Source organism: Spiroplasma endosymbiont of Cantharis lateralis, from assembly GCF_964030855.1.
Classification (GTDB): domain Bacteria; phylum Bacillota_I; class Bacilli_A; order Mycoplasmatales; family Mycoplasmataceae; genus Spiroplasma_A.
On the sequence record NZ_CAXIQF010000008.1, the window covers coordinates 562,482 to 577,090 of the forward strand.

The 14,609-nt window shown below is 26.0% G+C and carries 14 protein-coding genes; all 14 read left to right on the forward strand.

Going from position 1 to position 14,609, the window contains the following annotated elements:
• Window positions 1–10: 10 nt before the first annotated feature.
• The 14 genes from AAHM99_RS04900 to pyk (AAHM99_RS04965) all read left to right on the forward strand — a co-directional run bounded on the left by AAHM99_RS04900 (window position 11) and on the right by pyk (AAHM99_RS04965) (window position 14,539).
• Window positions 11–454 carry a GNAT family N-acetyltransferase gene (locus AAHM99_RS04900; RefSeq protein ID WP_342275558.1) on the forward strand — a complete coding sequence of 148 codons (444 nt, stop codon included), beginning with the start codon at window positions 11–13 and terminating at the stop codon, window positions 452–454.
• Window positions 455–597: 143 nt separating this feature from the next.
• Window positions 598–1,494 carry a hypothetical protein gene (locus tag AAHM99_RS04905; RefSeq protein WP_342275559.1) on the forward strand — a complete coding sequence of 299 codons (897 nt, stop codon included), beginning with the start codon at window positions 598–600 and terminating at the stop codon, window positions 1,492–1,494.
• A 65-nt stretch (window positions 1,495–1,559) separates the two neighbouring features.
• Window positions 1,560–2,462, forward strand: coding sequence for a hypothetical protein (locus AAHM99_RS04910; RefSeq protein ID WP_342275560.1), 903 nt, complete (start codon window positions 1,560–1,562; stop codon window positions 2,460–2,462).
• On the forward strand, window positions 2,428–3,117 hold the full coding sequence (locus tag AAHM99_RS04915; protein WP_342275561.1) for a M48 family metallopeptidase: 690 nt from the start codon (window positions 2,428–2,430) through the stop codon (window positions 3,115–3,117). Before AAHM99_RS04910 ends, AAHM99_RS04915 begins: the two co-directional genes overlap by 35 nt.
• Window positions 3,118–3,144: 27 nt before the next feature.
• Window positions 3,145–4,128, forward strand: coding sequence for a DnaJ domain-containing protein (locus AAHM99_RS04920; protein WP_342275562.1), 984 nt, complete (start codon window positions 3,145–3,147; stop codon window positions 4,126–4,128).
• A 167-nt stretch (window positions 4,129–4,295) separates the two neighbouring features.
• Complete coding sequence (locus AAHM99_RS04925; protein ID WP_342275563.1) at window positions 4,296–5,108, forward strand: hypothetical protein; 813 nt, start codon at window positions 4,296–4,298, stop codon at window positions 5,106–5,108.
• A 118-nt stretch (window positions 5,109–5,226) separates the two neighbouring features.
• Entirely contained in the window at window positions 5,227–7,053 is a 1,827-nt protein-coding gene (gene typA / locus AAHM99_RS04930) for a translational GTPase TypA (protein WP_425288811.1), read from the forward strand.
• A 108-nt stretch (window positions 7,054–7,161) separates the two neighbouring features.
• The gene (gene eno / locus AAHM99_RS04935; RefSeq protein WP_342275565.1) at window positions 7,162–8,514 is read left to right on the forward strand and encodes a phosphopyruvate hydratase; all 1,353 of its coding nucleotides are present in this window, start codon (window positions 7,162–7,164) and stop codon (window positions 8,512–8,514) included.
• 60 nt (window positions 8,515–8,574) lie between these two features.
• Window positions 8,575–9,456: a phosphatase PAP2 family protein gene (locus AAHM99_RS04940; protein ID WP_342275566.1), complete on the forward strand. Its 882-nt coding sequence runs from the start codon at window positions 8,575–8,577 to the stop codon at window positions 9,454–9,456.
• A 2-nt stretch (window positions 9,457–9,458) separates the two neighbouring features.
• The gene (gene ruvX, locus AAHM99_RS04945) at window positions 9,459–9,881 is read left to right on the forward strand and encodes a Holliday junction resolvase RuvX (RefSeq protein ID WP_342275567.1); all 423 of its coding nucleotides are present in this window, start codon (window positions 9,459–9,461) and stop codon (window positions 9,879–9,881) included.
• Window positions 9,882–9,915: 34 nt separating this feature from the next.
• A complete protein-coding gene (hpt, locus tag AAHM99_RS04950) occupies window positions 9,916–10,488 on the forward strand; it encodes a hypoxanthine phosphoribosyltransferase (RefSeq protein WP_342275568.1) in 573 nt (190 codons plus the stop codon).
• 67 nt (window positions 10,489–10,555) lie between these two features.
• Entirely contained in the window at window positions 10,556–11,524 is a 969-nt protein-coding gene (pfkA, locus tag AAHM99_RS04955) for a 6-phosphofructokinase (protein ID WP_342275569.1), read from the forward strand.
• Between the two features lie 20 nt (window positions 11,525–11,544).
• A complete protein-coding gene (pyk, locus tag AAHM99_RS04960) occupies window positions 11,545–12,999 on the forward strand; it encodes a pyruvate kinase (protein ID WP_342275570.1) in 1,455 nt (484 codons plus the stop codon).
• A gap of 103 nt (window positions 13,000–13,102) precedes the next feature.
• Window positions 13,103–14,539 (forward strand): pyruvate kinase, encoded by a 1,437-nt coding sequence (gene pyk / locus AAHM99_RS04965; RefSeq protein ID WP_342275571.1) that lies wholly within the window; start codon window positions 13,103–13,105, stop codon window positions 14,537–14,539.
• Window positions 14,540–14,609 lie beyond the last annotated feature (70 nt).

Genomic DNA, 14,609 nt, shown 5'->3' on the forward strand with positions numbered 1-14,609 from the left:
AGGATAATTAATGAATTTTTTAATTGAATACTCAACACAAAATGATATTTTTAATCAAGCATGTCAGATTAGAAAAAAAGTATTTTGTGATGAACAAAAATACCCAGAGGCTGATGAGTATGATGAGTATGATTCACAAAGTTTTCATGTAATTGGTTTTGAAAATGATACAGTTGTTTGTTGCGCTAGAATTCTAAAGAAAGCTAACGAATGATATATTGGAAGAATTGCGGTTTTAAAAGAGTTTAGGGGTAAAGGGATTGGAAATAAAATCATTAATTTCTTAGAAGAATTTATAAAAGATAATTTAAATGCTCAAGAGATTTTTTTAGATGCCCAAGAATCTGCTTTAAATTTATATAAAAAAAATGGTTTTGAAGTTATTTCAAACAAATTTTTAGATGGTGAAATATGACACTACAAAATGAAAAAAGTTTTAGGTCGCTCTAGTTAAATTTAATTTTATTTAAGAATTAATAAATTCAGATATTCTTTTATGAATTGAATTTTTATGATAATAAATATATAATTCTTTAGGAATTGTTATATATTTATTATTAATAAAATTATATAATTAAACATATAGGCGGTATTTAGATGAAAAAAATTAAAATATGAAAAATTATAATAATGTTGTTAATATCTGTGTCACTTATTCTAATCTTGCCTTGAATAACTGTTGATTTAAATAATAAGATAATTTTCTCTTTTAAAGATCTTAATATAAACAGAATTGGATTATTATTTAGTGGTTTAGCTTACTTTGGAATTAGTTTATTCTCAAGTTTAGGAAAAAATAAAGTAGAAAAAGTATTTGGAGTATTTGATATTATTATAAGTTTTTGAGTAATTATTATTTTATCTATTCATACATTTTTATATTTAAATGCAGAAATTCAAATTAAAATGACTTATTTTATGCCATTGCTTTCTCTTTTAATTGTAGATTTAATTATTACAATTATTAATATTTCAATAAATCCAGAAAATTTCGCAGCTAAAAATAATAATCAAAAATTAGACTCAGTTGCTAAAAAAATGAATGACCAAAGTTATCAATCTCAAGATTCTCTTAAAGATGTCTCTGATTTAAAAAATAAAATCCTTAACATGAAGAGTGGTCTAAATAAATCATATGAAGAAGCAATTGAAGAAATTGAAAGAACTGGAGCTTTAAGCGGAATGGATATGTCTTCTTTAATTACAGAGGAAGAACCTAAAAATAATAAAATTATTCCGTATTCAATTGAAGAAAATCAACTAATATTAAATGATATTGAACAAGAAATTAAACCCGAAGAAATTAAAAAGAATTTAGCAAATGAATCAGTTAAATATGAGGATGATGAATTAGAATTACCATTAAATTTAGAAGATCCAATTGCGAATTCTAATGAAGATGAAGATTATGATAATATTAATTCTTCTAATTTTGATACAGGGGAATTTAAATATATGTCAAGAAGAACTAATACTGATGAAAATAAACATTAAAAGAATTTAAACATTTATTTTGTTTAAAAATTTTTTTATATAGAATTATAGTATTAGGGGATTTTATGAAAAAGGAAAAGACATTAAAAAAAGAAAAGACATTAAAAAAAGAAAAAAATAAAGTCAAAAAAGTAAATTTTAAAAATTTTAAAACTGGCTCAATTTTTTTTATGACTATTTTATTGATTTTTAGAATATTAATGATAATTTTCTGATTATTGGCCCCAATTATTGTTGGTTTTACAATTGGTTTTGATGATGGAATAAGAAATTTAGCAAAATTTATTGGAGTATTTATGTATCCAGATAGACTAACGTCTACGACTACGCTTGTAATTAATATAATAGCTCCTGTTTCATGATTAATGACCTTGCTAATCCTACTTTTTGCAGTTGTAAAACCATTTTTTAATAAAAAACTATGAAGGCAAAGAGCTTACTTAGCTTTTAGTTTAATATTTTGACCAATATTGTTTGTAGGTTTTATATATGGAATATACTTTATTATTCCTTTATTTGAAGCAGGTATTAAAACAAATCCAACAGATCCCAATTATGATGTAATATATCAAGCATGAAAATCTTTAAAGGATAGTTTTTCTCCATTTAGTAGCTGAATGATTGCTCTACAATGTATGTATGGAGTTATAGTAATTTTTGGATTATTTTCAATCTTTGAAGCACATATGATTAGAAAATTGAAATTAGATTACAGTGATTTTTTCATTAGAGATGAGAACTCTAGAAGTTTAGTAACTCAAGTTATAGAAGGAAAAATTGAGTTTGGAGAATTTGAACCAGATCAAGTTAATAAAGAAATTAAAAGAGTAAGACGAGAAACAATTGAAGAAGAAAAAAGAGAGAAATTTGAAAAGTTTCAGAAAATGGAAGAAGAAATATTAAATAAAAAGAAAGAAAAAAAAGAAAGAAAAAATGCAAAAAGAAAGAAAAAGGGTAAAACTGAATAAGACTTTAAGTTATAAAGGTCAACAAATAGATTATTGTTTAACTTTAAAAGATCAAAAATTTATTAGATTAAAGTTAGAAGATACTAGTATTAATGTTTCTGCACCACTTCATGCATATGATTGAGAAATTGAACAGTTAATTTATAAAAATATTCAAAAGATTCAAAAAATAATTGAATATAGAGAAAAAAACCAGTTTTATATGATTTCAGAAAATGGCTTTTTCAAGATCAATGATAAAAAATATGCTGCAAGATTTTTGGATAAAGTTGATAAAAAAGAAAAACTTGATTTCAAAATTTATGAAACTAAAGAAGAAACAATAAAGAGAATGTATAAAAAAATAGCAATTAATTATTTTTTCTATTTTGAAACTATTGTTAATAAATATAAACAAATAATGAATTTAGACTTCAAAAATCTATCAGTAAAAGTTATGAAAGGTAAATGGGGTGTTTGTTTCCCTGAAAAATCAAAAATAGTTTTAAATACAAGATTAATTCATTTTCCTATTATTGCATTAGAGTACGTTGTTATTCATGAATTAAGTCATTTGGTTCATAAAAATCACTCAAAGGACTTTTGAAGATATGTTGAAAGATATATGCCAAATTATAAAAACATAAGTGAAATACTAAAAGTGAATGTATTATAAAGTATAATAACTTTATGGAGAAAACTTATGGGATGAAAACGAGAATTTAAAAAAATGCAAAAAGAGACTAAAAAAGCATCAAATTTTTTTGATAACTCTGAAGATATCTCAAGTCTGATTATTTGAGATAGAGCAATGAAACCTGCTAATCATTGAAATATAGATAATTTAGTTATTGATATTTCAAAGTTTAATGACTTAATTCAAGAAATAATAAAAAATCAAAATTCACCTGAAAACATGGAGAAGTACTCTTGAAATTTAGGTTCAATATCAATAGTTGAGAAGTTTTATTCTTATCCTATGGCAAGTTATTTCAAAGAAACATATAATAGCATTTCTAATCGTTTAGGTAGTTATGAAGCTGCATTAATTGTTAATAGTATTTCTAAATTTAGTTTTTACATTACTAAAAAATTTTGAAAACTATTTAATTATACTTTTGCAAATAAAAATATAAATGATACTCCACTAATAAGGGTTTTTGAAGTAATGCAAAGAACTTCTTTAGAAGCATTGGATGGAATTATTGAGAAGGCTTTTCTATTAATTGATAAAAGAAAATTAGATCCGTATAAGCATCATCTTTTAATTGAAGAAATTATTGATTTAGGTGATGATTTCACTTATCACTGAGCTAGAATGTTTGATCAAGTTATTGATTTAACAGTTGAAACATTTATCTTTCAAAGTAAATATGGTAAAGCAAAGTCAACAAATAATTCAACTATACAAGCAAACTTTTTCTCAGTAGATGATGATGAGGAATTCGATACTTTCTTTGAAAAAACAAAAACTCTTGTATTTAATGATGAAGTAAATGATGCATTTAATTACTTTGGTATATCAAAAATGGCAAAGCCTGATGAGTTTAAGAAAATTTATAGAAAAATGGCAAAGCAATTTCATCCAGACTTAAATTCAGATCAAAACTCTGCAATGGAAATGAAAAAAATTAATCTATTTAAAGAAATTGTTGAGAAATATTATGAGAAGTATGAAATTATTTAAGTTTGAAAAAAAGAATTAAAGCCAAAAATTATTCAAAATATAGTAATAGATAAATCTTTAAATGTAATAAAAATTTATTCTCATTTAGAACTTATTAACCTATCAACATTTAATTTATTTAAAAAATAACTCACTTGGATTTTCCATTTTATAGTAGGAGATAATTAATGATTATTAAAGAATATGAAGAATATAGTTTTATACAAAGTGATTTAATAAGTAAAGAAATTTTTATTTTATATTCAGTATTTGGTGAGGAAAGTAAATTCTTAAAGGTAATTCAACAAGAATGATTTGAGACAAAAGACATTGAAAAATTTAGAGATTTTATTGAAATAAAATTTGAAGAGATTGAAGTAAAACAAAAAAATCAAGTTGATAGAGATAGCTTAAGTTGCCTATTAAGGATGATTTCAATTTGTGATAATTTTTTTGAGTATGAGTATCTATATGATTCGAGCAGAATATTATTTTTAGAATCAAAAAAGGAAGTTATGAATAATCTAAAAATATATGATTATGCATTTAAAGAGCTTATTGATCTCAATTATAAAAGTTTTGTTGAAGAAATTGATACAATGAAAATTTCACACAAATACATAATAGTAACAAATGAAATTAAGAAAATTATACATAGATGTGAAGAGATAAATGATTTTTATTTAGTAATTAAAGAGACATATAAAATAAATGACTTATTAAGTGATTTATTAGACTTATTGGAAGAAGATGAAGATAATAGTCTTCAATTTGGTACAGATGAAGAAGTTATACTTTATAACTTTGCAATTTATCACTCAACAAAAATTTACTTTTCATTATTATTAAGAGAGTATATTGTCTCTGAAGAAGAGAGAATTACAAATGCCATTATTGAAGAAAATAAACCTTTAATTGAAGAAGAAGAATTAAGAATAGCAGAAACTAAAATGTTATCTGATCAAACTAAAGAAATTTTTTATAAAACATTAAAAAATTAATCTTAATTAAATACTAAAATGCTGTGTATCAACAAAATTTTATAAAATAAAATAAGCCATTTTGTTGGTATAATATTTAAATATTTGTTATTATCAATAGGTTATTAAATAGGAGAGAATCATGAATAAAAAAATTATTAATATAGCAGTTATTGCTCACGTTGATGCTGGAAAGTCTACATTAGTAGATGCTTTTTTAAATCAATCTAACGTTTTTAGAGCAAATGAAGAAGTAAAAGAACAAGTAATGGACAGCAATGACCAAGAAAGAGAACGTGGTATTACAATTTATTCAAAAAATTGTGCTATTGAATATAATGATTACAAAATTAATATTGTTGATACTCCTGGGCATGCCGATTTTTCAAGTGAAGTAGAACGTATTATGAAAACTGTAGATACAGTTATTTTGTTAGTTGATTCAGCTGAGGGTCCAATGCCTCAAACTAGATTTGTTTTATCAAAAGCATTAGAGTTGGGGTTAAGACCAATACTATTAATTAATAAAATTGATAAAAAAGATCAAAGAGCATTAGAAGTGGTTGATGAGGTTCTTGAATTATTTATGGAACTAAATGCAAATGATGAACAAATTGAATTTCCATCATTATTTGGTACAGCTCGTGATGGTATTGTTCAATACTCAATGGAAGAAACAAGTGAAAATTTAGTTCCTTTGTTTGAAACAATTATTAAGCAAGTTGGAAACTACCCATTAGAATTGGCAAATGAACCAATTCAATTACAAATATCATCTTTAGCTTATGACTCATTTATTGGAAGATTAGGAGTTGGAAGATTATTTAAAGGTGTAATCAAGGAAGGTCAACAAGTTGCAATTTCTAAAAATGATGGTTCAGTCACTAAAGGAAAAATATCAGGTTTATTTATCTATGAAGGAATGAAAAGAGTTGCTGTTAAAGAAGCACAAGCTGGTGAAATTGTTGTTATTTCAGGTATTGGTGATTTAACAATTGGAGATACAGTTTGTGAAGTTGATAAAATAGATGCTTTACCTCCAATTATTATTGAAGAGCCAACAATGAGTATGAATTTTTTAGTTAATACTTCTCCATTTGCTGGAAGAGTTGGAAAATATGTTACAACAAGAAATATTAAAGAGAGATTAGATAAAGAACTAGAAGTAAACGTTGGTTTAAAAGTTGAGGCTTTAACTGATTCATCAGCAGATGGGTTTAAAGTTTTAGGTCGAGGAGAACTTCACTTATCTGTTTTAATTGAAACAATGAGAAGAGAAGGATTTGAACTTGGAATATCAAGACCAGAAGTTGTTGTAAGAATTGATGAAAAGGGTCAAAAATTTGAACCTATGGAAAAAGTTATTATTGACGTACCAACAGAATTTTCTGGAACAGTTATTAATAAATTAAACTTAAGAAAAGGTATGATGGTTGATATGGATTCAGATGGTTTAAGAGATAAAGTAACTTACCATATACCAACAAGAGGTTTAATTGGATTTAAATCAGAGTTTACTAATGATACTCGTGGTGAAGGTGTAATGGTAAAATCAAGTGTTGGTTATGAAGAGTATAAAGGAAAAATTGAAGGTAGACAAAATGGTACTCTTGTTTCAATGGCAAACGGTATAACACTTCCTTATGCACTAAATAATCTTGAAGAAAGAGGAATATTATTTGTTGGACCTCAAGTTGAAGTTTATGATGGGATGATTGTAGGTTTACATTCAAGAGATAATGACTTAAATGTTAATCCAACAACTGGTAAAAAATTAACAAATACAAGAGCTTCAGGAAGTGATGATTCAGTTAAATTAACTCCTGCAAGAAAATTCACTTTAGAAGAAGCATTAGAGTTTATTGAATGAGATGAACTTGTGGAAGTAACACCAGAAGATATTAGATTAAGAAAAAAATGACTTTCAGAGAATGAAAGAAAACAACATAGAAATGATCCACACTAAAAATTCCATTATGGAATTTTTTTAAAAAAAGTTCCAATATTATATTAGAAAAAATTATTTAAATATACAAAAAATAGGTTTATTATAGAAGTGTAAGGAGAATTTAATATGTCAAAAATAACTAGTATTATTGCGCGTGAAGTTTTAGACTCACGTGGTTTCCCAACAGTTCAAGTTGATGTTACAACTGAATTTGGAGGATTTGGAACAGCAAAAGTTCCTTCAGGAGCTTCAACTGGTTCAAGAGAAGCATTAGAATTAAGAGATGGAGATAAAAAACGCTTTAATGGTAAAGGTGTTTTAAAAGCTGTTGCAAATGTAAATACTAAAATTGCAAAAGAAATAATTGGAATGGAAGTAACAGAGCAAGTAAAAATTGATACAAAAATGTGTAAATTAGATGGTGATGATTTCAAGAAAAATTTAGGAGCAAATGCTATTTTAGGTGTTTCTTTAGCTGTTGCTAAAGCAGCAGCAAGTGAATTGGAAATTCCATTATATAGATATATTGGTGGAACAAACGCAAGAAGATTACCAGTACCTATGTTAAATGTTATTAACGGAGGAGAACATGCAGATTCTGCAATTGATTTCCAAGAGTTTATGATTATGCCAGTTGGAGCACCAACATTTAGTGAATCATTAAGATGAGCTTCAGAAACTTTCCAAGCTTTAAAATCTTTATTACATGATAAAAAAGATATTACAGCTGTTGGTGATGAAGGAGGATTTGCACCAAACTTTGCTTGAGCATATCCAAAAGAAACTATTGAAGCTTTTAAGGCAAAAACTCCAGTTGAAGTTGCTTTAGATTTATTAGTTGAAGCAATTAAAAAAGCTGGTTATAAAACAGGTAAAGATGGTATTATGATCGCAATGGATTGTGCCAACTCAGAATTATACATTAATGGAAAATATCACTTTAAGAAAATTGAAAAATTAACAGGAAAAGAATGAGCATTAACAACTGATGAAATGGTTTCATTCTTAGATAAATTAGTTGATAAATATCCAATTATCTCAATTGAAGATGGTTTAGCTGAATCAGATTGAGATGGATTCCAAAAACAAGTAAAAGTGATGGGTCACAAAATTCAAATTGTTGGAGATGATTTATTTGTTACAAATCCAAAAATTACTGCTGAAGGAATTGAGAAAAAAGCTGCTAATTCAGTACTAATTAAATTAAACCAAATTGGAACATTAACAGAAACAATTGAAACAATTCAAATGGCTCAAAAAGCAGGATGAACAGCTGTTACTTCACATCGTTCAGGTGAAACTGAAGATTCAACAATTGCTGATTTAGCTGTTGCTTTAAATACAGGTCAAATTAAAACAGGGTCAATGTCAAGATCTGATAGAATTGCAAAATATAATAGATTAATTGAAATTGAAGCTGAATTGGGAGAAGCTGCAATTTACGATGGTTTAAAATCATTCTACAATTTAACAAAATAATTTATAAAGGAATCTTAAGGATTCTTTTTTTGTTGTAGATTTTTTATTTATAATTAAATTATGAGTAAAAAACCTATGCTTAAAAATAAATATTTAATATTAACTTTATTTCTAGTAATTTTAACTTTTTTTATTTTAACTTCTATTTTTGATCTTAAAATATCTAAGCTAATAAATGAAAACTTAAACAAAACATGATTCACATCCATTTTTGATACCTATGGTAGAATTTGTTTATTCTTTCCAATTTATTTATTTCTATTTATATTTTTATTAAAATTTTTAAGTTACCTAAAAATAAATAGAAATGCAAAAATAGTTTATGTCATTTTATTTAGTCTTATTTATTTTGCAAGTATAACTATTTTTCTTTACTTTAAAAAACAATTTTCTTTTAAAAATAACTCATTTGATATTTCAAAATTTAGTTTCTCCATATTTCTATTAGTCTTATTAGTTATTTTTATTATTTTCGTAAATATATATTTAAGATATTTATTTGATAGTGAAAATAATTATATTAATATATATTTTCAACAAGCCTTATCAGCAACAATTTTTATATCATTATTATTTATTAATGTAGGTATTTTTAAAATTCTCTTTGGAAGAAATAGACCTTATGATGTATTAATAGAGGAAGAAAATTTTCAATGACTATTGCAAATAAATTTTTCTAAAATAAGAGGAAGTAGTTTTCCCTCTGGTCATACAGCTGCAGCAGGAGCAATGTTAAGTTTAATTTATTTTTTAGATAATAAAAGAGTTTCAAAAATAATTCTTACTACTTGTATATTTTCTCTAATATTACTTACAGGTATTTCAAGAGTATTAATGTTAAAGCACTTTTTAACAGATGTTCTATTTTCTATTTTATTGGTAAGTATTTATTATTTTTTATCAAAAATAATAGTCAAAAAAATTTATGAAAGGAAAAAATAATTATGGCTAAATATATCGGATTAGATCTTGGGAGTAAAACAATTGGTATTGCAACAAGTGAAGGCTATTTCTCAAATCCAAAAGAAACAATTAGATTTCAAGAGTATAACTTTTTAGAGGCAGTTACTAAATTAAGTACTTTTTTAAATAAAGAAGGTTTTGAAGAAATAGTAATAGGTTATCCTAAAAATATGAATGGTTCTTCTGGAGAAAGAGTTGAAATGGTCGAAGAATTTATTGAAATTTTTTTAGAACAAAAAATTGTGAAAGAAGAACAAATTAAAAGAGTTGATGAGAGATTAACTACAAGACTGGCAAAACAAATAATGATCTCAGCTGATTTTAGTAGAAAAAAACAAAAAGAAAATAAAGACCAATTAGCAGCTAAATTAATTTTAGAAACCTATTTGAACTCAATTAAGTAGTATATAATTACAATATAAATAAGTGGGGGTATCAATGAAAACACATCCTTTAGTCAAAAAGATTTTATTTAATCAAGAGGAGATTGACAAAAGAACTAGTGAATTGGCAACAGAAATTGAAAGTTATTATAGACAACAAAATGTAAAGGATAATACAGTTATAATTGTAGGACTTTTAAAAGGTTGTGTTCCTTTTATGGCAAATTTTATTAAGCATTTTAATCATGAATGTCAAACAGAGTATATGGTTGTTTCATCATATATGGGTGGAACAAAAACTAGTGGAGAGCCAAAAATTAACTTAGATTTAAATTTATCAATTAAAGATAAGCATGTTTTAATAATTGAAGACATAATTGATTCAGGAATAACACTAAATTATATTAAAAAGTATATTTCTTTTAAAGGAGCTAAGGAAGTCAAAATAGTGACTCTTTTAGATAAAAAAGAAGGTAGAGTTGTTCCAATTAAATCAGATTGAGTTGGTTTTGAAATTGCAAATGAATTTGTAATTGGTTATGGTTTAGATTATGATGAAAGATTGAGAAATCTTCCTTACATTGCAGTTTGTGATGTTGAAAAAATAGAAAATTGAAAATGAAAATAATAGCATTTTCTATTATTTAATTAGATTTTTAAAAAAGTTATATAATCTATATATGGAGGAAGTTATTATGATAAAAAAAATAGGAGTATTAACTTCAGGAGGAGATGCTCCTGGAATGAATGCAGCTGTTGCATCAGTTATTAAAACTGCAATTTCAAAAGGAATAGAGCCTTATATTATAAGAGATGGTTATAAAGGCCTTGTTAATAATTGAATTGAAAAAGTAGATATTAATTTTGCAGCAGATATTATTTCAAAAGGTGGAACAGTAATTGGTTCAGCTAGATTACCTGAATTCAAAGAAGAGTCAGTTAGACAAAAAGCTGTTGCAAATTTAAAAGCTTTAAAAATAGAAGCATTAGTTGTAATTGGTGGAGATGGAAGTTATCAAGGTGCTGAAAAATTAACAAAAATGGGAATTAATTGCGTTGGTCTTCCAGGAACAATTGATAATGATATTGTTTCTTCAGATTATACAATTGGTTTTGATACAGCATTAAATACAGTTATTAATGCTTTAGATCAAGTGAGAGATACTATACAATCTCATAACAGATGTATAGTAGTAGAAATCATGGGAAATGGTTGTGGAGATTTAACATTATACGCTGCAACAGGAAGTGGTGCTGAAGTATTTTCTACAAAAGAAAATTTGTTATCAGAAAAAGAAATTATTGAACAAGTTAAAGTACTTCATGATAAAAATAAAAGAAGTGTAATTGTTGCTGTTGCTGAAAAAATTTATGATGTTAATGAATTAGCAAAAAAAATTGAAAAGCAAACAGGTTATGAAACAAGAGCTACAATACTTGGTCATATTCAAAGAGGTGGTAAACCAACAGCTATGGATAGATATTTAGCAGTAAAGGCAGGTATCTTTGCAGTTGAAGAATTAATAGCTGGAAAAGGTGGTTTATATATTGGAATGAGCAACAATAATTTAGTTGCAAGAGATATAGAATCAACATTAAATATGCCAAAAGTAGATAAAAATGAAGAATATAAAAAATTAAGAGAAATCAATAAAGCAGTATAGTTTTAACAAGGAGAGATATAATGAATAAAGAAATAGAATTTTACGAACCAAGTAAAATAGCAAAAAAAATAAAAAGAACTAAAATTGTTACAACAATAGGACCAAGTACACATTCAAAAGATGATATCAGAAAACTTTTTGAAGCTGGTATGAACGTTGTTCGATTGAACTTTTCACATGGAAAACAAGAAGAACAAGCAGAAAAAATTAAATCAGTTATTGAGTTAAGAGATGAGTTAGAAAAACCAATTTCAATAATGTTAGATACAAAAGGGCCAGAAATTAGAATTGGAAAAGTTCATGATGGTGCTCAAGAAATAAAAGCTGGAACAGATATTAGAGTTTTTACAACACAAGAGGAATATTTAAATCGTGAATGTAAATCAAATGAAATGACTGTTTCATATGATATGAGTATTGATTTAAAACCTGGAGATAGTGTTTTAGTAGATGATGGAAAATTAACATTGAATGTTATTAATGTAGAACCAGGATTAGTGAATTGTAAAGCTTTTAATAGTCATATTGTTAAAACAAATAAAAGAGTAAATCTGCCAGGTGTTGAATTCTCTTTACCATTTTTAGCTCAAAAAGATATTGATGATATTAAATTTGGAGCTAAGGTAAAAGTTGATTATATTGCAGCATCATTTGTTAACTCTGCAGATAATGTTAATGAAATTAGAAAAATACTAAAAAAAGAAAAGGCAGAACATATTCAAATTATTTCAAAAATAGAGTCAAAAATAGGAATTTTTAATATAGATTCAATAATTGAAGCCTCAGATGGAATTATGGTTGCTCGTGGAGATTTAGGGTTAGAAATACCATATTATGAAGTACCATATTGAGAAAAACAAATGATTAGAAAATGTAGAAAAGCTGGAAAAGTTGTTGTAGTAGCAACTCAAATGTTAGAATCAATGACTGATAATCCACAACCAACAAGAGCTGAAGTAACTGACGTTTATTATGCCACTGAATTAGGAGCTGATGCAACTATGTTAAGTGGTGAATCAGCTGCAGGGATTTATCCATTTATTACTACAGAAACTATGGCAACAATTAATAAAAGAGCAGAATTAGGGTTTTATGGAAAAATATATTATGATAGAGCTTTAGAAGTTGCTCGCCAATCAACTACTGGTAAAAGAGCAGAAATTGCTGATGAATTAGCAAATATCACAAGAAATGGTAAATATGAATTTGCTCTTGTTCTTTCAAGAACTGGTGAATTATTAAGAACTATTTCAAAATTTAGACCAAATGTTACAATTTTAGGGGTTTGTGATAAAGAGGAATTATGAACTGGTTTTGGAGCAATGCACTCAATTTTTATGAACAAAGTAAAGAGTATTGATCAAGCCATTAAAAATAAAGATGTCTTAATAGAGATTGCAAGATCTTGAGGGGCAAAAAAAGGCGAAGAAATTTTAATTGTAAAAAATGAAGATATTAAAGTTTATCAAGTATAAAAAAAATACAACTTAAATGTGGTATTTTTTTATAGAATTGTGTATTTAAGCAATTACTCTAATAAAGTGATATAATTTTTTTGTTATTAACAAGGAGAAAAAAATGAATAAATTTAATTTAAATGAAAAAATGAAAAGAACAAAGGTTATTACAACTATTGGGCCAAGTGTTCACTCAAAAGAAGCTATAAAAGAATTGTTTGATAAAGGAATGACAACAATACGTTTAAATTTCTCACATGCAGATTTTCAAGAACATGGTGAAAGATTTGAATGAGTAAAAACTTTAAGAAAAGAAATTAATAAACCAATTTCAATTTTATTGGATACAAAAGGTCCAGAAATTAGAATTGGTAAAATGAAAGATGGAAAACAAGAAGTTAAAGTTGGAACAGAAGTAATTGTTTACACAAATCCAAAAGATTTTTCAACTAGAGAATGTATTGCAACTGAAATGCAAATGTCATATGATATGTCACAAGATGTTAAAGTTGGAGATACTGTTTTAGTTGATGATGGAAAATTAACAATGCATGTAACAAAAGTTGAAAAATTTAAAGTTATTTGTAAAGCATTTAATAATCACTTAGTAAAAACTAATAAAAGAGTTAATTTACCAGGTATTGAGTTTACATTACCATTTTTAGCAGAAAAAGATTACAACGATATAAACTTTGGTATTGATAATAATATTGATTATATTGCAGCATCATTTGTTAACTCAGCAGATAATGTTAATGAAATAAGACAAATCTTAAAAAAGAAAAAAGCTGAACATATTCAAATTATTTCAAAAATAGAATCACAAGTTGGATGTGATAATATAGATTCAATTATTGATGCTTCTGATGGAATTATGGTTGCTCGTGGAGATTTAGGATTAGAAATCCCATATTATGATGTACCATATTGAGAAAAACAAATAATTAGAAAATGTAGAGAAAAAGGAAAATTAGTTATTGTAGCAACTCAAATGCTAGAATCAATGACTGATAATCCACAACCAACAAGAGCTGAAGTTACTGACGTTTATTATGCTACTGAATTAGGAGCTGATGCAACTATGTTAAGTGGTGAATCAGCAAATGGTGACTTCCCATTTATTACTGTTGAAACTATGTCAACAATTAATAAGCGTGCTGAAGTAGAATTTTATGAAAAAAATTACTATACAAAACAATTAGAAAAAGCTAGAAAATCAAGTTCAGGTAAAAGAGCAGAAATTGCAAATCAATTAGCTAATACTACAATTAGTGGAAGTTATGAGTATGCGATTGTAGTTTCAAGAACTGGTGAATTATTAAGAACTATTTCAAAATTTAGACCAAATGTTACAATTTTGGGTGTTTGTGATAATGAAAAATTATGAACTGGTTTTGGATCAATGCACTCAATCTTTATGAATAAAGTTGATAACTTAGATGCCTTCATGAAAGATAATAAAGCAATATCACAAGTTGCAAAATCATGAGGAGCAAAAAAAGGTGAAAGAATATTATTTGTTAGAAATGAAGATATTAAAGAAATTACAGTAGGATAATTACAAACCTAAACCTTAAAAGTTTAGGTTTTTTTATTACTTAAAATGATAAATAGAAAATTTTCTATGT